We start from the raw sequence: 19,799 nt of genomic DNA, 5'->3' as shown, positions 1-19,799 counted from the left end.
GAAAACGCTCATTCGGAGAGAGAATGGTCTTCGTCTCATATTTTTATTCGCCGAGCATACTGACATGATCGGTTAATAATAATAAGATCAAAAAGATAATCAGCATTTATATAAGCAGGGACTGTGATGAGCCGAGATAACTACAACAAACTCAACAATGAAGAGTTGGATTTTGTTGACGACAAAACTGCAGCATTGCTCCTCAACACCCCCAACAGCGCACGTTTGATGCTCTGGGTGATGGTGTTGTTTTTTATTGCTGCAATAGGCTGGGCATCTTGGGCTGAAATCGACCAGGTCACTGTTGGTCAGGGAAAAGTCATTCCCTCTTCACAGATTCAAGTTGTCCAAAACTTAGAAGGTGGCTTAGTCAAAGAAATTTTAGTCAAAGAAGGTCAGTTGGTTGAAAAAGGTCAGCAGTTACTTCTGATCGATGACACTCGCTTTCGCTCTGATTTTCGTGAGCGTGAACAACAAGTTGCCAACCTAACTGCGTCTGTTCTGCAACTCTCAGCTTCAATCAACAGTGTTGCTGTGAAGCGTGATTTTGAAACGGAAAACTGGCGCCAAAGCGTAGTACTCGATTATGGCAAACTGACCTTTCCACCAACTTTAGAAGAAACTCAGCCGAAACTCACTCAGCGCCAGAAAGCAGAGTACCGCGAAGATTTAGACAATTTACGCAACCAACTTTCGGTGATTGACCAACAAGTTCAGCAAAAGCAGCAGGACTTAGTAGAGATTGAAGCGCGAGTAAGGAACTTACGTCAAAGCTATCAATATGCAAAGAAAGAATTAGACATCACCAAACCGTTGGCTGATGAAGGTGTTGTACCTCGTATTGAATTACTCAAATTACAACGCCAAGTCAACGACACCCGCCGCGAAATGACGTCCAGTGAGCTCAAAATCCCGGTATTAAAATCAGCGATTCGAGAATCCATGCTTAATCGCATCGATGTTGCGCTCAAATTCCGCTCTGAACAGCAAGAGAAACTCAACAGCGCCCAAGACCAGTTATCTGCCTTGGTTGAATCAGCAGTGGGTTTAGAAGATAGAGTTAATCGAACCGTTGTGAACTCGCCAGTAACAGGCAAAATCAAAACGCTGAACATCAACACCGTTGGGGGGGTTATCCAGCCAGGCATGGATATCGTCGAAATTGTACCAACTGAAGATACGTTATTAGTAGAAGCGAAAATTGCGCCAAAAGACATTGCATTTTTGCGCCCAGACCTACACGCCATCGTGAAGTTTACGGCTTACGACTTCACTAAGTACGGCGGCTTAGAGGGTGAATTGGAGCACATCAGCGCAGATACAACCCAAGATGAAGAAGGAAATAGCTTTTACATCGTTCGTGTCCGCACCGATAAAACGAATTTTGGTCAAGATGCAGATTTACCAATCATTCCAGGAATGACGGCATCGGTCGATATCATCACAGGGAAGCGAACCGTTTTGGAATATCTACTTAAACCGATTTTAAGTGCCAAAACGAACGCCTTGAAGGAGTAAATCACACCAAGGTACTCACAACGGCGAGTATTGAGCGATAAGTGATTAAATAAAAAGCACTTGTTTCTCACTGACGAACCCTTTAGAAGAGTATACTTGTGATATGAGTCGAATATGCGATCCAATTTGAAGCGTAAAGTTACATTATTAATCAGTTTAAGTTGTTTTTCGTTCCAAATTGGTGCGTTAAGCAGTAAAGAACAACAATGGGTCAATACGGTCACAGCGGTGTACGGCGAACGTGCGGGATTGCGCGTAAATACATGGCGAAAAAACCTCGACTTATTTAAACAATTAGAGACACATGAACAGCTCGCTGGCGTCAACGACTTTTTTAACCAGCTGTATTTTGTTGACGACATAAAACTGTGGGGAAAGACAGATTATTGGGCTACGCCACTCGAATTTTTAGGGAGTAATGCAGGGGATTGTGAGGATTTCACCATCGCCAAGTACTTCTCGTTACTCGAGCTAGGAATACCAGATTCTAAGATGCGTTTGATCTACGTAAAAGCCATCGAACTGAATCAGTTTCACATGGTATTAGCTTACTACCCAACCCCAAGCTCTGAGCCGCTCATTCTCGACAATATCAACCCTGATATTGTCCGAGCCTCTAAACGTAGCGACTTGCTACCGATATACAGTTTTAATGGTACAAACCTGTGGTTGATGAAGTCTTCTGCTAGCACTGGAGAGCTGGCAGGGAAAGCATCACGGTTGAGCCTTTGGAATGACTTACGCTCGCGCGAACGTAAGTTGCAGTTAAATAAACCTAAAATTAACTATGACGAGTGAGAAACATGACCCTATATAAGAAGCTTGTAGTGGGAATGGTTACGGTCTTTATACTCTTGTTGGCATCAGTATTCGTAATCCAATTCAACACGACTCGAGACAGCTTGGAACAACAGCAACGTTCAGAGGTCAACAACACCATTAACACCGTAGGTTTGGCATTGGCTCCTTACCTTAAAGACAAAGATAAAGTCGCGGTAGAATCCGTGATTAATGCTCTGTTTGACGGCAGCACCTACTCGGTTGTTCGCCTGACCGCTTTAGATTCTGACTACCAAATCGTGCGCACTTACCCGGTTAAACCTAGTACGGTGCCACAATGGTTTATCGACATGAATCTATTCAAAGCCATTCACGATAAGCGCGTAGTGACCAGTGGTTGGATGCAACTTGCTGAAGTGGAAATCATTAGCCACCCAGGAGCAGCTTACGAGCAGCTCTGGCAAGGCTTTATTGGTTTGTTATCTGCATTCAGTGTCATTTTCCTGGCTGGTTTAATTGCGATTTCGTACATCCTCCGTCGCTCACTAAAACCATTAGCGGCCATCGTGAAGAAAATGCATGAAATCGCTAATAACCAATTTGGTGAACCACTTGCTCGTCCAAGAACTAAAGATCTGATCGCGGTCGTAGATGGCATTAACATGATGTCTGCTCAAATTGAGCTGTCATTCAAAGAACAAGCGAAAGAGGCGCAACGACTGCGTGCTCAAGCTTACCTCGACCCTATCTCCAAACTGGGTAATCGCTCGTTCTACATCAACCAAATCGACCAATGGTTGGCAGAGCAAACGCAAGGGGGTATCGCGCTACTCCATGCAGAATACATTGGTGACATTTACGAGACAAAAGACTACCAACGCGCCGATGCCCACGTAAAAGAGCTGTCTCAACGTCTGAAAAACACCATTGATGTGCCGGGAGCTACCATTGCACGCCTATCTAGTGATGAGTTTGGCCTGCTTTTCCCACACATGGATGAAAGCGAACTACGCATTTTGGCGGACAGCATCGTGAACTGCGTTAACGGGTTGAACACTGATCCAACAGGTCTAGCCAAACCAAAAGCAGCCTTAGGTGTTGCGCATAGTAAAGACCAAAAAACGCGCTCTGAAATCTTATCTATGGTGGATAATGCGCTCTCGAAAGCCAAAGCTCAACCAGACAAAGCTTACGGCTTTATCGGCAGTGACACACCTTCTAACTTAATGGGTAAACAGCAGTGGAAAGCGCTGGTTGAAGAAGCGATTCATAGCGATTGGGTTAAATTCCGCTTCCAAGCAGCGAAGAACACTTGGGGTAAAGTGTTCCATAACGAAGTGTTCTCAAGCATCGAAAAAGAGGGCGAAACGTTCCGTGCCAACCAATATTTATTCGCACTAGAGCAGTTAGACGCCACCAATATTTTCGACCAATACGTTATTGAGTCGATGATTAAGATGCTGGAAAGTGGCGAGCTAACCGATCCTGTCGCGATCAATATTGCACAAAGCAGCTTGTCTCAGCCATCGTTCATTCGCTGGACCACCAGCATGCTGGAAAAACACGCAAAAGTGGCCTCTAAGCTACACTTTGAAATTCCAGAGGAGTGTTTTATTGATCAGCCTCACCACACGGCGCTGTTATGTAATGCCATTCGCCAATCTGGGGCTGAGTTTGGCGTAGATAACTATGGACGTAACTTCCAGTCATTGGAGTACATCCAAGAGTTCCGCCCTAACTATGTGAAGCTCGATTACCTATTCACACACAACTTACACGACGAAAAACAGAAATTCACGCTAACGTCGATTTCTCGTACTGCCCATAACCTAGGCATTACGACTATCGCGTCGCGTATTGAAACTCAAATCCAGTTGGACTTCCTCACCGAGCATTTTGTTGAGGTATTCCAAGGATTCATCGTCGACAAGGAATAAAAAGGTTTACCACAGATGAAAGACCCTTTACTGAATTCGCTCATCTACGTTAGCCGTTACTATGGGTTAGCTAACTCGCCAGAAGCGCTGGTCAATGGCCTTCCGCTTTCAGACGGCAAGCTAACTCCATTTTTGCTACCAAGAGCAGCGGAAAGGGCCGGATTGGTTGCCAAGGAAAACCGTGCAGAGCTGGAGAACATCTCCAGCCTGATTCTGCCGGCAATCTTAGTTCTTAAAGGCGGTGACTCATGCGTTCTCAACAGCATTAATGCGGAGACACGCGAAGCCGAAGTCACCACCTTAGAAAGTGGAATGGTGCCAATCTCCATTCCATTAGAAGACCTACTTGAGCAGTACACTGGTCGCTACTTTTTAGTTAAAAAGCAATTCCGTTTCGATGAGCGCTCTCCCGAGGTGCTCAAAACCAACGAAGGTCACTGGTTTTGGTCAACCTTGTGGCAGTCAAAACGTATCTACCGCGATGTTTTAATCGCCTCACTTCTCATCAACCTCTTTGCCGTTGCCGCCCCGCTGTTCACTCGTTTGGTGTACGACAAAGTGGTGCCGAATCTCGCGTTTGAAACCTTATGGGTATTGGCAAGCGGCATCTTTGTTGTCTTTCTATTCGATTTCATACTCAAATCGTTGAGAAACTACTTTATTGATGTCGCAGGAAAGAAGTCTGACATTCTGATTTCCTCCAAGCTGTTCAGCAAAGTGATGGGCATCCGAATGGAGTCCAAGCCGCCTTCAGTCGGCGCATTCGCTCGCCATCTTCAAGAGTTTGAATCTATTCGAGAATTCTTCACGTCTGCAACCGTCAGTGCCCTAATTGACCTGCCTTTTGCCATTCTGTTCTTGGTGATTATATGGCTAATGGCTGGCGATCTTGTGTATGTTCCAATGGTCGGCGTGGTCATTTTGATTGTTCATTCACTACTGATTCAAGGACCGCTGCGTCGCTCTATAGAGGAAGGGTCACGCTTAGCATCGCAAAAATACGCCAACTTAATTGAGAGTCTAGCGGGGCTAGAAACCGTAAAAATGCTCAGCGCGCAAAGCCAATTCCAATACCGTTGGGAAGAAGCGGTGGCGCACATGGCGAACTGGAACATCAAAAGCCGCCGCATTACCGACAGCATCCAGAATGCGGCAGGCTTCGTGCAGCAAAGTAGTAACGTTGGGATGATCATTCTCGGTGTTTATCTGATTGCAGAGGGCGAGCTCACTATGGGTGGCTTAATCGCCGCAACCATGTTGAGTGGTCGCGCCATAGGACCGTTGGTTCAATTGTCTTTGCTCTCAACGCGCTACAACCAAGCGAAGTCTTCTATGACGATTATCAATCAAGTCATGGAAATGCCGGACGAGCAAGAAGAAGGGAAACGCTACATCCATCGCCCAATCATCCAAGGTAAGATTGAAATTGATCGCGTAACGTTTCATTACCCAGACTCTCCTGTCGCGTCTATACGTAACATTTCTCTCACGATAAATCCTGGTGAAAAAGTCGCGATAATCGGTCGGATTGGTTCGGGTAAGACAACGTTAGAGCGCTTGATTATGGGCTTGTATAAGCCAACAGAGGGACACGTACGTATAGATGATACTGATATCGCACAGCTTCACCACGTTGATGTTCGACGTAACATCGGCTGTGTGCCTCAAGATTCGAATCTATTCTTCGGTTCGATTCGCGACAATATTACCTTGGGTCGCCCACTAACGGATGACCGAGACGTGCTTGATGCAGCAAACCGTGCAGGCGTGACCGCATTTACACAATCGGATCCAGCTGGTTTAGAACGTCAAGTTGGTGAAGGAGGTGCGATGCTTTCTGGTGGTCAACGTCAAGCGGTCACGATTGCTCGTGCATTTTTGGGCCGTCCTCCCGTCCTACTTATGGATGAACCGACCAGCGCGATGGATAACCGCTCTGAAATGCATATTAAACACCAGCTATCTCAGCTCAAACCGAGCGAAACATTGATACTGATTACGCATAAAACGTCGATGCTCGACATCGTTGATCGAGTAATTGTGATGGAGAAAGGCAGCATCATTGCTGATGGTCCTAAAGCGCAAGTGCTGAATGACCTGAAGCAAGGCAAAGTACGTGCGGTTAGCTAACCGAAATTAGCATTTAGAAAAGAGAAAGTCCCCGTTTGACTCATGTTTAACGGGGCTTATTTTATTGAGAATCCAAGATAGTTAAGCTCTTCAAGCACTATCCAAACGAGTACAAGGCCAACAATCACGAATAAAATCATAATCGCCTTTTCATCTTCTTCCATTTGATAGATATCCTAGCAAGCCATTTCACTCAACACGTCTTAGGTTATCAGGACAAAAATCATATTCAGCACGTTTATACGATCCTAGCCTCATACAATACCGGATATGAGATACAGCTCAAACATTAAACACTTTAAAACCGCATCAACTTTGGTTGAATATATGCGGTGAGCGCAAACAGAAGTAAAGCTCTGCACACTATTGATAAAACTCTACAACTCTCCGTAGGCTCTAGGGCGAAATTCCTAGGTAGAGAGACGAAAATGGAGAGAAAAATTTGTGATTACTTACATCAGAAAATCAGCTATAACAGCGGTTTTCTTAATATCGTCGAGTTGAAGAAATGAATGATTGGATCCATCTAGATCAAGTGAGCCAGTATTTCACCGCTGGCTCTCTCGGGTACAAAGTCTTAATGGGCATTATTGTCCTGATTGCTTATCGCATTCTGAAGAGAATCGTCAATCGAGCCATTTTAAACTTAGCGACCTCAAAAGGTGTAAAAAAGGCCCGCCTGAGTTTTATTCAGCGTTGTTTTAACGTCGTGCTTTTATTTTTAACCGCGTCTGTTTTTGCCATTATCACCGGTATTGGCTATGGTGATGTGTCATTGTTCCTATCGTCCATTTTCGCCGTATTGGGTGTAGCGTTTATCGCGCAATGGTCAATTCTAAGCAACATCACTGCCAGCTTTTTGATCTTTTTTGTCTTCCCATACCGAGTGGGCGATCGCATTAAAGTCGTAGACAAAGACGAAGACATCAGCGGCGAGATTCAGGAAATCAGCATGTTTCACGTGTTAATTAAGCACGACAACGGAAACTTGATCACTTACCCAAACAACCAGATTTTGCAAAAAGCAGTGCTAAAGCTGGCAAAAAACAAGCCAGAGCCAAGTAAAGCAAAATCTCGGATTTATACTCGCAGAAAGAAATAACCCACTAAAAAGCCGATGTATCTACATCGGCTTTTTAATATCACTTGGTAGTCACAAATAACCCAAAGTTAATGGAGAACAACAGTGAAGAGACAAAACGTATAAACTGAAAGGTCACCGCTGTATTCTTTCATGATAAACACATGACACATCGCCGAAACCAAAAGCGCCACTTTAACCAAAGTAAGCTTCTTCTTTACGAACCTTAAATAAATACAAAAAATAGAGATGGTGCAAGCAAAGAAACAATCGTCACTAGTTCCATCTTCCTTAAAATACAAGGACATGGTTTTAGTTAAGCTTATATTTTTAGCTTCATTATGAGCCACCCACTAATATTTAGCGAGATAAGGGCAGAAAAGAGGTAAAAAACAAGACTGACCGAAACAAAAAGTAGTGCATGCACTTTTTCTTCTAAGCTCTCTGGATGAACATTCATATCCACATCAACCCCCCCCTATAAAGTGTGCAAATACCGTGGAAGAGGCTGTAGAAAGGCCTCCTACCATAATGATAATAATCCCTCGCCTTAAGAAACGATGAAATGTACTTTTCCCTCCTTGGATCAGGTCTGAGTTTACATATTTTAATCTATTTTTCCGCCTATTAATCATCACTAGTATCGGTACCTTTATCATTGTTTCCAAGAGAGTTTTCTACATCTTTAAGATCTTCCTTTAACGCTTTTATACACGACATTCATCGTCGTTGCATTCACTGTAGTTATGCCGTCGATTTACCCTATAAGAAAGCTCTTTAGATACCAATTCGTACTTTATCTATCTCAAATCTCTTCTTGACCTCAACTTGGCTTGAGGTTTTAGCCTTAGTCGCACGATTAAAAATCAACAATGAAAAAAGGAACCATTGTGTCCAAAATTGCGATTATTTATTTCTCTAAAACCGACGTTACTGGTCAGCTTGCTCAAGCGATTGCCGCAGGCGTTGAGCAACAAGGCGAATGTGAAATCCTCTCTCACCGAATTGAAGGCAGTGAGATTATTGAGGGACGTTTTGTGAACCCTCACTTAATGGATGAGCTTGCTGAGTGTGATGCGATTATCTTTGGCTCACCGACCTATATGGGCGGTGTAGCAGCGCAGTTTAAAGCATTTGCAGATGCAAGCAGTGAATCTTGGTATTACCAAAAATGGGCGGGCAAAATCGCGGCTGGCTTTACCAGTGGTGGAGCAATGAATGGCGACCAATCTTGCACATTACAATATCTACAAACGCTCGCTAACCAACACGGCATGATGTGGGTCGGGTTGGATAAGATCAGCAATTCTGGGGAGCAAAACCTGAATCGTTATGGTGTACAAGGTGGTATTGTTGCACAAGGTGGTGAAGGTGGTCAGTTGCATGCTTCTGATGTTGCAACAGCAGAGTATCTTGGCAAACGAGTCGCTATGCTCGTGAACAAGCTCTCCACTCGCTAACAATAAAAAGAAGCCCCGTAAGATACATCTTCGGGGCTTCATATTTATCGCTTGTTTTGAGCGCTACTTCTTGATGTAGAGGTCTTTCGAGTAGATACGACCTTCTACGTTGTTCTTGGCAAAACCGCCAACCGTAGGACGAACCAAACGCGCTTGCATGTAGTAGTAAATCGGTGCGATAGGCATATCTGTCGCCAGCAACTGTTCAGCTTGGTCGTAAAATCCTTGGCGCGCTTTCTCATTGGTTGCAGCCAATGCACTGTTCATCACGTTGTCATACGCTTCACTGCTGTAACGTGCAAAGTTACCCGAAGAACCTGAGCGAAGTAAGCTCAGGAAAGTAGACGCTTCATTGTAATCACCACACCAGGAAGCGCGCATCACATCGAAATTGCCTTGTTTACGCGCCACTAAGTACGACTTCCACTCTTGGTTTTCTAACTCCACGTTTGCACCGAGATTTTTTTGTAGCATCGACGCTATCGCAACCGCGATCGATTTGTTTGCCTCACTGGTGTTGTACAGCAATTTAAAATCGAGCGGCTTGTCTTGGCTGTAACCCGCTTCTTTTAACAACTGACGCGCTTTCTCGTCACGTTGTTGCTGACTCCACTTACTGTATTCAGGCGGCGTCGCATCAAACCCGGCGGTGTACTGATGCGCAAAGGTATAAGCAGGAAGGTTGCCCACTTGCGTGACACCATTCGTAATCACATCACGCATGATGGAGTACGACACCGCTTGACGCACTCGCGCATCATCAAATGGCGGACGAGTGGTATTGAACGCGTAGTAATACGTGCACAGTAATGGCACCACCGTGTAAGCCTGCTTGTAATCTTGTTTAAGCTTCTGCGCCATATGAGTCGGCACATCTGACGTGATATCCAGCTCTCCTGCCGCATAACGATTGATCGACGCGTTTTGGTTTTCAAACGGAATGTAAGTCACTCTGTTTAAATGCGTATCTGCGCTGTCCCAGTAACTTGGATTCTTAACCAGTTCAATGCGCTCATTCACGACCCACTTATCCAATGTGAATGCACCATTGCCAACAAATTGGTCTGGATCGCTCCACGGCTTGTCGCGGTTTTCCACTGTGGCTTGATGCACTGGCATCATGGACGTGTGCCCAGTCATAGCAACAAAGTACGGAACTTGACTGTCCAACTCAAAACGTAGGGTGTATTTATCCACCGCCGCGATACCGAGATCGTCCAGAGGCTTTTTGCCCTCTGCCACATCGGCGATGTTTTTGATCTTGGTGAGCTTGAGATACCAAACATTTGGAGACGCGGTTTTCGGATCCACCGCTCGGCGCAGTGAATAGACAAAATCATCCGCCGTCACAGGCTCGCCATTCGACCATTTTGCGTCTTTGCGTAAGTGAAAAGTAAAAGTTTGGTTGTCCTTGGTTTCCCATGATTCTGCCACACCGGGAATGATGTTTCCGTCACTATCTTGAATCACAAGACCTTCAAATAAGTCACGAATCACATGCATTTCTGGCAGACCTTCGGCTTTCGCTGGGTCAAGCGTCGCCGCCTCTGCGTCATTCGCACGTACTAAATGCTGTTCTGCGGCAAGTTGAATGCCTTTAGGTAAGGTCTCCGCAGCAACTGATGTAGCAAGAAAAGGGGTGAATAAAGAGGAAATCAGCAACGCCGTTGAATGTTTTTTAAAATCCATATCGTTTTTCGTTCTCCTAACGCGTCTTGTGAAGCAAGTGCCACAATTAACATTTCAACCGTTGACGAGTTTAAACGGTTCAGTTTAGCTAGGTGTAATTAGCTTAGATATTGATACTACTTCATCAATCAGGAGATTACGGTGAGTCTAATTCCAAGAACGGAAAGAGCGGCATTTTTAATTCGGCCAACAATATACGGTCAATCCGTGCTTGGTGCGCCATTACTGTATTTTCCGGCTCAAGTCGAAAGTGCTTCGCGAGGTTTGATTTTGGCAGGCACTCACGGGGATGAGACAGCCTCGATTGCAGGTTTGTCCTGTGCGCTAAGAAGCTTGCCAGCTAAAAACTTACGACATGATGTGATTCTGTCAATGAATCCTGACGGCAACCAGCTAGGCACACGTGCAAATGCAAACCAAGTGGATCTCAATCGCGCGTTTCCAACCCCAAATTGGACAGAGCATGGCACCGTGTATCGATGGAGCTCTCACACACCCGTTCGAGACGTAAAAGTGAAAACTGGCACTAAAAACCAGCTAGAGCCAGAAGTTAGCGCATTAATTAACTTGATTGAACTGCGCAAGCCAAAGTTTGTGGTGTCGTTTCATGAACCGCTTGCGTTTGTAGATGATCCCAAACATTCCAACCTTGCCAAATGGCTCGGCGAGCAGTTTCAACTGCCAATCGTTGACGATGTCGACTACGAAACACCCGGCTCATTCGGCACTTGGTGTAGTGAACGTGATTTACCTTGCATCACGTTGGAGTTACCGGCAATTTCTGCCGATCTCACCATTGAAAAGCATCTCCCCGCCTTTATTGCTTTACTGATGCACGATCCGGATCTTTAGTTCGCTGTTGGTTAAGCGATCATGTGAGGATCTGTTTGATGTCGGTACTGATATCGCTGATCAACTGACGGGCACTGTCGTCTCTTTGCTGAACCAAGATGATAAACAGCAAATCGGTGATCACGTTTTGCGCGGTGCGTGAAGCAATGGATGAGCTGCGATGTTCCGTTTCATTGGCAATCGTATCAAACGTAATATCGGCAATACCGCGCAAGCGGCTTCTCCCAGGAGCAGATAACGCAATCACCTTCGCGCCCTGCTCTTTTGCCGCTTCTGCCGCGACGAGAATTTCTTTGCGCTCACCCGAAAACGAGATTGCGATCTGAACATCTTCTGGAGAGAGCGTGCGGGCAACAGCAATCTGCACGTGGCTGTCTTGTTCAGAAAGCGCCGTAATACCAAGTTTAAGCAGTTTAAAGCTTAAATCCTTCGCGGTCAGTGCAGAGCCCCCAATCCCGACCACTTGCACTCGACGCGCTTCACTCAACCATTTCACCGCTTGGTGACACGCTTCGTAAGACAGCGTATTGGTGGTTTGAAACATAGCATCGGTTTTCGCTTTCACCAGTTTCTGTGAAATAACCGCAATGGGGTCGTCAGCCAAAATATCACTGTGCAGCGGTGTCGACTGCATCGCATGCTTACGGCCAATCTCTTCATTCAGAGCTAATTTAAACTCGCTGTAACCTTTAAAGCCGATACGCTGAGTAAATTTCACAATGCTCGATTGACTCACTTTTACTTGCGCCGCAAGTTCTTGGCTGGTGAGCAGCGCCGCCTTTTCTGCGTTTTCAACAATCCAATCGCCGACCAAACGACCACTTTGCGAAAGCTGAGTACGCCTCGCGACTATCTTATTGATAACTGACACAACAAAAACCTCAAAAATTTTAAATAAATTATTCCAAAACAAAAATAATAGGAGTTTGATTTAACCCCCTGATTATTCTAACCAAGCCAGTTAATCCCGGATGTAATAGACGTATATTTTCTCTCATTATTCCAAATTTCTCCTGCATAAAGAATAACCTCAAGTGTGATTTTTATCACCAAACCTGAATATTTTATTCCATAAAATCGCCCTCAGATTAAACATTACGAAGAGTGCAAAACATGAAAATTGATTTAAGCCGATTGGTGACAGAAAGCCGTAACCCAGCCAGTGCCGAGATCGATACGCTTTCGACCATCGAGATGCTGCAAGTCATTAATGAAGAGGATCAAAAAGTCCCGCTCGCGGTAAAAGCGGTGCTACCACAAATTGCAGAGACAGTTGACGCAATTACCCAAGCTTTTGCAAATGGTGGCCGTTTAATTTACATGGGAGCCGGTACGTCAGGTCGCTTAGGCATTCTTGATGCGAGCGAGTGTCCTCCTACCTACGGCACGCATCCAGATATGGTGATTGGCTTAATTGCTGGTGGACATCAGGCGATTTTGAAAGCGGTAGAAAACGCAGAAGACAACGCGAAAATGGGTCAAGACGACTTAAAGGCGCTTCACCTCACCAAGCATGACGTGGTTGTAGGCATTGCAGCAAGTGGCCGCACACCTTATGTGATAGGTGGTTTGGAGTACGCTAAATCCATCGGAGCTACGACCGCATCTATCGCCTGTAATCCAGAATGTGCCATGGCAAAAGCGGCCGACATCGCGATTCTGCCGATTGTTGGCGCAGAGGTCGTTACTGGCTCTTCTCGCATGAAAGCCGGCACTGCACAAAAACTGGTGTTAAACATGCTCACGACAGGCGCAATGATTCGTAGCGGTAAGGTATTTGGTAACTTAATGGTGGATGTAGAGGCCACCAACGCCAAGCTCATCCAACGCCAAACCAACATTGTTGTAGAAGCAACTGGCGCATCAAAAGAAGAAGCAGAGCGAGCATTAAATGCCTGCGATCGCCACTGCAAAACTGCCATCTTAATGATTTTGGCCGATTTGGATGCCGAACAAGCCAAATCACGCCTCGCCGCGCACAACGGTTTTATTCGCGCAGCACTAAATAATAACTAAATAATCCGAGTTCTGAAGGATAGACCCTATGGCAAAAATAACTTCAAACACAGTATCGCAGTTGCTGTCCGCAGTGGGTGGCAGCAGCAACGTAAGCAAATGTGGTAACTGTATGACGCGTTTGCGTTTATCGCTCGCCAACAATGGTTTGGCTGATCAGTCTGTTATCAAGCAAATTCCCGGCGTAATGGGTGTGGTGGAAAGCGATGAGCAATTTCAGATCATTCTCGGTCCCGGAAAAGCTCAACAAGCGGCTGAGATGATGAATCAATTGATCGACAGCTTAACTTCTGGTGACAGTGAAGAACCAGATATGCCGCAACAAGATCTTTCTGCCGTCGCGGCCGAGCAGAAAAAACAGATGAAGAGCAAACAAACCAGTGCGGTTCAGCGTTTTTTAAGCAAGTTTGCCACCATCTTTACGCCGTTGATCCCTGGCTTTATTGCAGCTGGTTTGTTGCTAGGTTTTGCGACGTTATTGGAACAGATGTTTGTTCTCGACCAGACACCAAGCCAGTTTATGTTGGATTTGATCGCCTACATGAAAGTCTTTGGTAAGGGTCTGTTTGCTTTCTTAAGTATTCTGATTGGTTACAACGCGCAGCAAGCGTTTGGCGGCTCTGGTGTTAATGGTGCCATTCTCGCCTCTTTGTTTGTACTGGGTTACAACCCTGAGGCGACATCCGGCATTTACTCTGGCATGAACGAGTTTTTCGGCTTTGCGATTGATCCGCGCGGCAACATTATCGGCGTACTTTTGGCGGCGATCATCGGTGCGCAAGTCGAGCGTAAGGTTCGTCAATACATGCCAGATGATCTGGACATGATCTTAACGTCCGTTATCACTCTGTTGATCATGGGTGCGGTAACCTTCTTGATCATCATGCCAATCGGCGGCGAGCTGTTTAAAGGGATGTCTTGGTTGTTCCTCAACTTGAACGATAACCCATTAGGCGCTGCAATCTTGGCAGGTTTGTTCTTAATTTCTGTGGTATTTGGCATCCACCAGGGTTTTGTTCCAGTGTACTTTGCATTGATGGAAGCACAGGGCTTTAACTCGCTATTCCCTATCCTGGCGATGGCTGGTGGCGGTCAGGTTGGCGCGTCAATGGCGCTGTATTTCAAAGCCAAAAAAGACGCTCTACTGCGCACTCAAGTTAAAGGCGCTATTATTCCTGGCCTTCTAGGCATTGGCGAACCATTGATTTACGGCGTGACATTACCACGCGTAAAACCATTCGTTACCGCTTGTATTGGCGGCGCTGCGGGCGGCTTCTTTATCGGTTTAGTTTCTTACCTTGGCTTACCAGTTGGTCTTAATACGGTGTTTGGCCCGTCCGGTATCGTGGCGATTCCTCTCATGACATCAGAAAATGGCATCTTCCCGGGCATGATGGTGTTTGTTGCTGGCCTGCTTATCTCTTACATCGTCGGCTTCCTCGCGACTTACTTCTTTGGCTGCAAAGACGTCGATTTAAGCTAAATCATTCTTCCCCTATAGGAATGGACTAGCTCGCGCCCTTGGCAAACAAGGGCGCCCCCTCTCTCTACTTCACGACAATTTTTCTTATTCCGTTACTCGGAAGGGGCTTTGTCGTACCTAAAATAATAGAAATGAAAGGTCGTTAATCATGAAAAAGCACATTTTGACTCTACTTCTCCCTACGTTGATGGCATCAAACGCAATGGCAGCGCAGCTGTATCAAGCGGAAGATGGGTCAGTTTTAAATATTTACTCTCGTCTTGGTTTCAATGTCACCAGTAAAAATGACGAGCACGGCGATGCAAATGGCGAGTTTGATGGCCGTATTGGTTTAAACGGTTCACAAACCATCAACGAGTACGCGTCGATCATCGGCCAAGCGCAATACCAAGTGGGTGCCGCTGAATACGCAAACCAAGTAAACGACAAACCGTCTCTGACTGCACGTTATGTATGGGCGGGTGTTGATGCGAAAGATTATGGTCGCATTACTGGTGGTCGCGTGGCATCTGGGTTGATTATGTTTACCGACATTGGTGATGTGTTCGCCTCTTCCGATGTTTCTATGGCGCGCCAAGCGAATAAAGTCGACAAAACCGCGACGCAAGTTTTCCGTCAAGATGGCACGCTGCAATACCAAAACAGCTTAGGTAATTTCGATTTTTCTGTCGCGTACATTTTAGGAAACAACACTTCTGAGCTCGACTACGGTTACAACGCTGCACTGCGTTATACGCTAGACATGGGGAATTTGGGTACCTTGGCACCAGTGGTAGCGATGCAGAAAAATAAAGGTGATGCACGTGAAAGCAACGACACCGATTACACATTCTGGGGCGCAGGTACGCGTTACTACCTAGGTGATTTGATGTTGGGTGCGTTGTACTCGGAAGATGAACTAGAGGGCTATTACTCGCAAACCAGTACCGACAAAGTGATGGAATTGACGGCGGTTTACAGTGTAAATGACAAATGGGCATTGCGTGCTGGTTATCGTTCTTTAGAAAACAGTGATGGTGACGAGCTAGAGCTGAAAGATACAACGCTAGAAGTGCAATACAAACTGACTCCTCGTTCTTCTATCTACACAAACTACGTTGATCGTAACGGTTCGCGTGGCTACAGCAATGGACAAGAAGTCTCGTTTGGCGGTGCGCACGCAGACGAAAGCTACTACCACTTAGGTCTGCGTTACGAGCTGTAAGCACGATACTTAATGTAAGTTAGCTGAATCCATGAGCTTCTTCTGTGTCCGGTCAGTAGTTATTGCCTTTAATGCTGATTTGAAGAAGCTCACCCTCGCAATATGTTTTCTTCGTTACCTGTTTTGACCAACACGCCTGCATCAGGAAAACTGGTGACAGTGTTTTCGCATTCCTTTGCTTCCTCAATTGTTGCTAAGTTTGTTGTCGTTATTCGCCGACAGAATATATGTTCCTAAAGTGATCAATGAACGCTCGCGTTCTTCTTGGTAAGTGCTCACGTTTTGGGTAAAGCAGATAAAGCGGCAAAATCGCATCCGTTTGCCAATCTGGCAGCAAACTCATTAGTTGTTCTTTTTGTGCAGGTTCGAGTTTAGCCAGTGCAAATTCATCTAACATGGCTACACCACAGCCAGCCAAAGTAGCATCCAACATGGACTGGACAAGATTAAAACTCAGCGTACTTTCTAACTCAATGCTGTACTGCTGCTGAGTTTGCTTATGCGTAAACGTCCATTTATCTAACACCAAGTCGCGGCTTTTATAAAGGATGTGCTCCAAGTCGCCAAGCTCCTCTGGCGTGCTTATATTTGGTTTATCAGCTAAATACGAGCGATGAGCGATCGGTTTACAGTGTAAAGTGCGTAGCTGATGGCCGACGTATCCCTCTGGAGGAGTCTCGGTAAAGTAGAATGCGATATCAAACCCAGCTTCAATCAAGTCGAGAGGTGTCTCTGTAAAGATCACTTCGACGCTCACTTGTGGATGCTGCAATCGAAACTCGATCAATGTTTGGCTGAGTAACGCGGCTCCGAAAGAAGCAGACGCCGCTATTCTCAATTTTCCCGATACGATCTCGTTTGCCATGACTTGCTCATTGATCTGCTCAGCGCCTTCAAGCAGTTTCTTTACCTGCTGATAAAACCGCAAACCATCGTAGGTCAAATTAAACTGGCGCGTAGTTCGCTGAATAAGCTGCACCGACAATATGTCTTCAAGCTGTTTAAGTTGCCGACTTACATGCGCATTCGAACAATTCAGGCGCTTTGCCGCGCCAGCAATACTTCGCTCTTCGCACAAAGCGACGTAAAGTGGTACGTAACTGAGCCATTTTATTTCCATACAGTAATTCTGAATCTCTAAAATCAAACTACTGGAAATAATAGAAAGCATCTAAACTCTGTACAACCTAAATTTGAAAAGATGAGTTATGAGTGTTTTCGACACGTGGTTAAAAGGTCAAGTCATTAAAGATCACATCACAAATCCCAATATCATCGTTGGCGATTACAGCTATTACTCGGGCTTCTATCATCAAAAAAGCTTCGAAGAGCAAGCGGTACGCTACTTGTTGGGTGACCCCGTCACACTTCAAGAATGGCAAAGTAGAGAACCCGATAGCATCGACAAATTAATCATCGGCAAGTTTTGTTCCATCGCTTCTGGAGCCACCTTCATGATGGCAGGAAATCAAGGTCATCGCATTGACTGGATTTCGACATTCCCCTTCTCTCCTGAAAAATTTGGAGAAGGCGTACAAGACGGTTTCGAGCGTGCCGGAGATACAGTGGTGGGGAATGATGTTTGGATTGGCAGTGAGGCGATGATCATGCCCGGAGTAAACATCGGCGATGGAGCCGTCATCGGAGCACGCGCCGTAGTGACGAAAGACGTGCAACCTTATTCTGTGGTGGTTGGAAACAACCAAGTCGTACGTCAACGATTTAGCGATAAAGAGATTGAAACTCTACTCAATATCCAATGGTGGAACTGGCCAATAGAACATATTAAACAAGCAATGAAAGTAATGTGTAGCAGCCAAGTCGGTGTGCTTGCGGACTACTATCAAGAGCACATTGTCGATTTGTAGATAAAAAAGCCCACACATCTTGTTGCGACGTGTGGGCTCAGTGAGTAAGAAAGCTTAAACCGCAGCGACGTCCTCTTCTTCCAAGTTCGCCGAGACTTTAATTTCGTATTGATTGAAACGGAACGAACAACCGCCATGAGTGCGCTTTGTCGTTACTTGTTCGTCGCCAAACTGCACCGTCACGCGAGTGAAGACACGCTCTTTGGCTTCGACAATATTTTCTTCTAACGCGACTTCAAAGTCATGTTCCGTTTGTTCTAGCTTTTGCTTTATCGCTTCAAGCTGCTCGTTGTTTTGTGTTTTCATCACGTCAATCTGAGCTTGTTCTTCGTCGGTACGTTCGGCTTTAGGACGTTTCTTAAATTCGAGCTCTTTACGAATCACATCCATCGTGCCTTCTTGAGCGCGTTTGTATTGTTCTTTAAGCTCTGCTAATCGTTCCTTAAATGCAGAATAGCGTGCGAACGCTTCTACCTTAGTGGCGGTGTCGCCTTCTACGCCCAATTGTAAGCACACCACTTTGCCACCGACTTTTGCATCTCCGCCGCTGAGCGTGCCGTTCCTACCGTTCGCGTCTAGCACCGTCAGATTGCGCCCACAAACAATATCATTATTCATGCTGTGCACCGCCAACTCAATATCTTCGCCGGCTTGCAAATCACAATATTGGGCGTAGCTGGCACGAATCGAACCTTTGGCTTTGACGTGACAACTCTTTGGCTGGCCATCACTCACGGTGTGGCCAATGATCCCTTTACCAACTTGAATGTCGTCTTGCGCTTGTACGTCAGCCGATTCAATGAAGCCGCCTACAGTAATAGAGCCCGTAGCTTTAACAATCATTCCGGATTCAATGTTGCCACCGATAATCACATTCCCTTTAAATTTCACGTGACCTGTATTCACGCCAACGCTATTGAGGCAAAGTGCGTTATCAACTTCAATGGTTTTGTCTTTAATCAGAGGCGTACCGGATACCGATGCAATCAATAGGTTTGGGTCGCGCTTGCTTATCTCGGTGCCCTTGCCTAGCTTCATTGGGCTGTCTTTTCCAGCTTGTGGAGGAATCACTCGCCCTTGAACAGTAAAACCTGGCGTACCTTTGGTCGCAGGCGTGCGGCGCATCACCTCATCGCCTACGTCAACCGCGATAGTTTCACCGAGGTTACGTAAATCAATTTTGTCGCTAGCAGATTGGCCGTCTTTGGGTTTGAGGATGCGTTTGGTGATGTCTTTAACGAGAGGAGTAAAAAGAGCGTCTTTGCCTTTGATAGGTTGCTTACCAACCGCTACAGGTTGAGAAAAAGTTTCGCCGGGTTTGAGCTGAGTGCTGACAACCAACACTTTCTTCAAAGCCAGTTTGTTGATGCCTTTCGAAACTCGCGCTTGAGCAAGGGCTTGAACAATCTCGGGGCCACGTAAACCTCGGCCTCCGTACGCGCCGACAACGTTCATACTGGCGAGCATGTCATTATTCGATAATTCAACCTCAACTTGCGCGTTGCGTTTTTCCGCAATGACGATGCCTTCGTAAGCTTCGGCTTTACGTTCTTTGGCGCAGTTAATGAATCTCACGACTTCCCCCTCAACAACAAACATCTTTTCAGCGTTCATTGCGACGAGCTGCTCGTTTAATTCATTTTGATTTAGCTCACCACCGAGGTCCACTTCTCCCGGAAGACGGGCTATCACCTTGGTCTTATCTTCAGATAACTCAAGACACAGCTTCCACATACCCTTACCACTTTGCTTCCCATCAACACTTTCAGTCTACCCAAATC

General features: G+C 45.8%; 15 protein-coding genes. 11 read left to right on the top strand and 4 right to left on the bottom strand.

Annotated features, from left to right (window positions below; translation table 11 throughout):
* Positions 1-126: 126 nt before the first annotated feature.
* From FKN08_RS15260 to FKN08_RS15235, 6 genes are all read left to right on the top strand, one after another.
* Positions 127-1,518 (top strand): HlyD family type I secretion periplasmic adaptor subunit, encoded by a 1,392-nt coding sequence (locus FKN08_RS15260; protein WP_124008170.1) that lies wholly within the window; start codon positions 127-129, stop codon positions 1,516-1,518.
* Between the two features lie 114 nt (positions 1,519-1,632).
* Positions 1,633-2,316, top strand: a complete 684-nt coding sequence (locus FKN08_RS15255) for a transglutaminase-like cysteine peptidase (protein WP_005392134.1) — start codon at positions 1,633-1,635, stop codon at positions 2,314-2,316.
* A 5-nt stretch (positions 2,317-2,321) separates the two neighbouring features.
* Entirely contained in the window at positions 2,322-4,235 is a 1,914-nt protein-coding gene (locus FKN08_RS15250; protein ID WP_031780239.1) for an EAL domain-containing protein, read from the top strand.
* Between the two features lie 15 nt (positions 4,236-4,250).
* Positions 4,251-6,365, top strand: coding sequence for a type I secretion system permease/ATPase (locus FKN08_RS15245; RefSeq protein ID WP_006740888.1), 2,115 nt, complete (start codon positions 4,251-4,253; stop codon positions 6,363-6,365).
* Between the two features lie 508 nt (positions 6,366-6,873).
* Entirely contained in the window at positions 6,874-7,467 is a 594-nt protein-coding gene (locus FKN08_RS15240) for a mechanosensitive ion channel family protein (protein WP_012842403.1), read from the top strand.
* Between the two features lie 869 nt (positions 7,468-8,336).
* Positions 8,337-8,906: a flavodoxin family protein gene (locus FKN08_RS15235; RefSeq protein ID WP_124008172.1), complete on the top strand. Its 570-nt coding sequence runs from the start codon at positions 8,337-8,339 to the stop codon at positions 8,904-8,906.
* 63 nt (positions 8,907-8,969) lie between these two features.
* On the opposite strand, the gene FKN08_RS15230 is transcribed toward FKN08_RS15235, so the two are convergent.
* On the bottom strand, positions 8,970-10,595 hold the full coding sequence (locus FKN08_RS15230) for an ABC transporter substrate-binding protein (protein WP_170892449.1): 1,626 nt from the start codon (positions 10,593-10,595) through the stop codon (positions 8,970-8,972).
* A gap of 141 nt (positions 10,596-10,736) precedes the next feature.
* On the opposite strand from FKN08_RS15230, the gene mpaA reads away from it, so the two are divergent.
* A complete protein-coding gene (gene mpaA, locus FKN08_RS15225; protein ID WP_170892448.1) occupies positions 10,737-11,447 on the top strand; it encodes a murein tripeptide amidase MpaA in 711 nt (236 codons plus the stop codon).
* A gap of 19 nt (positions 11,448-11,466) precedes the next feature.
* On the opposite strand, the gene FKN08_RS15220 is transcribed toward mpaA, so the two are convergent.
* Entirely contained in the window at positions 11,467-12,318 is an 852-nt protein-coding gene (locus FKN08_RS15220) for an SIS domain-containing protein (protein ID WP_033907250.1), read from the bottom strand.
* A 242-nt stretch (positions 12,319-12,560) separates the two neighbouring features.
* Between FKN08_RS15220 and murQ the strand changes: the two genes are divergently transcribed.
* The 3 genes from murQ to FKN08_RS15205 all read left to right on the top strand — a co-directional run bounded on the left by murQ (position 12,561) and on the right by FKN08_RS15205 (position 16,150).
* Positions 12,561-13,463 carry an N-acetylmuramic acid 6-phosphate etherase gene (gene murQ / locus FKN08_RS15215; RefSeq protein WP_170892447.1) on the top strand — a complete coding sequence of 301 codons (903 nt, stop codon included), beginning with the start codon at positions 12,561-12,563 and terminating at the stop codon, positions 13,461-13,463.
* A gap of 28 nt (positions 13,464-13,491) precedes the next feature.
* On the top strand, positions 13,492-14,946 hold the full coding sequence (gene murP, locus FKN08_RS15210; RefSeq protein ID WP_005500182.1) for a PTS N-acetylmuramic acid transporter subunit IIBC: 1,455 nt from the start codon (positions 13,492-13,494) through the stop codon (positions 14,944-14,946).
* A 148-nt stretch (positions 14,947-15,094) separates the two neighbouring features.
* Positions 15,095-16,150: a porin gene (locus tag FKN08_RS15205; RefSeq protein WP_029835078.1), complete on the top strand. Its 1,056-nt coding sequence runs from the start codon at positions 15,095-15,097 to the stop codon at positions 16,148-16,150.
* A 208-nt stretch (positions 16,151-16,358) separates the two neighbouring features.
* Here the strand turns inward: FKN08_RS15205 and FKN08_RS15200 are convergent, their stop codons facing one another.
* Positions 16,359-17,270 carry a LysR family transcriptional regulator gene (locus FKN08_RS15200; RefSeq protein WP_170892446.1) on the bottom strand — a complete coding sequence of 304 codons (912 nt, stop codon included), beginning with the start codon at positions 17,268-17,270 and terminating at the stop codon, positions 16,359-16,361.
* Positions 17,271-17,358: 88 nt separating this feature from the next.
* Between FKN08_RS15200 and catC the strand changes: the two genes are divergently transcribed.
* Positions 17,359-18,018 (top strand): type C chloramphenicol O-acetyltransferase, encoded by a 660-nt coding sequence (catC, locus tag FKN08_RS15195; protein WP_170892445.1) that lies wholly within the window; start codon positions 17,359-17,361, stop codon positions 18,016-18,018.
* Positions 18,019-18,072: 54 nt separating this feature from the next.
* Here the strand turns inward: catC and FKN08_RS15190 are convergent, their stop codons facing one another.
* Complete coding sequence (locus tag FKN08_RS15190) at positions 18,073-19,752, bottom strand: FapA family protein (protein WP_170892444.1); 1,680 nt, start codon at positions 19,750-19,752, stop codon at positions 18,073-18,075.
* Positions 19,753-19,799 lie beyond the last annotated feature (47 nt).

The organism is Vibrio sp. 1-2 (7-a), assembly GCF_013048515.1.
GTDB lineage: Bacteria > Pseudomonadota > Gammaproteobacteria > Enterobacterales > Vibrionaceae > Vibrio > Vibrio diabolicus.
This window is presented reverse-complemented; position numbering and strand designations above follow the sequence as displayed.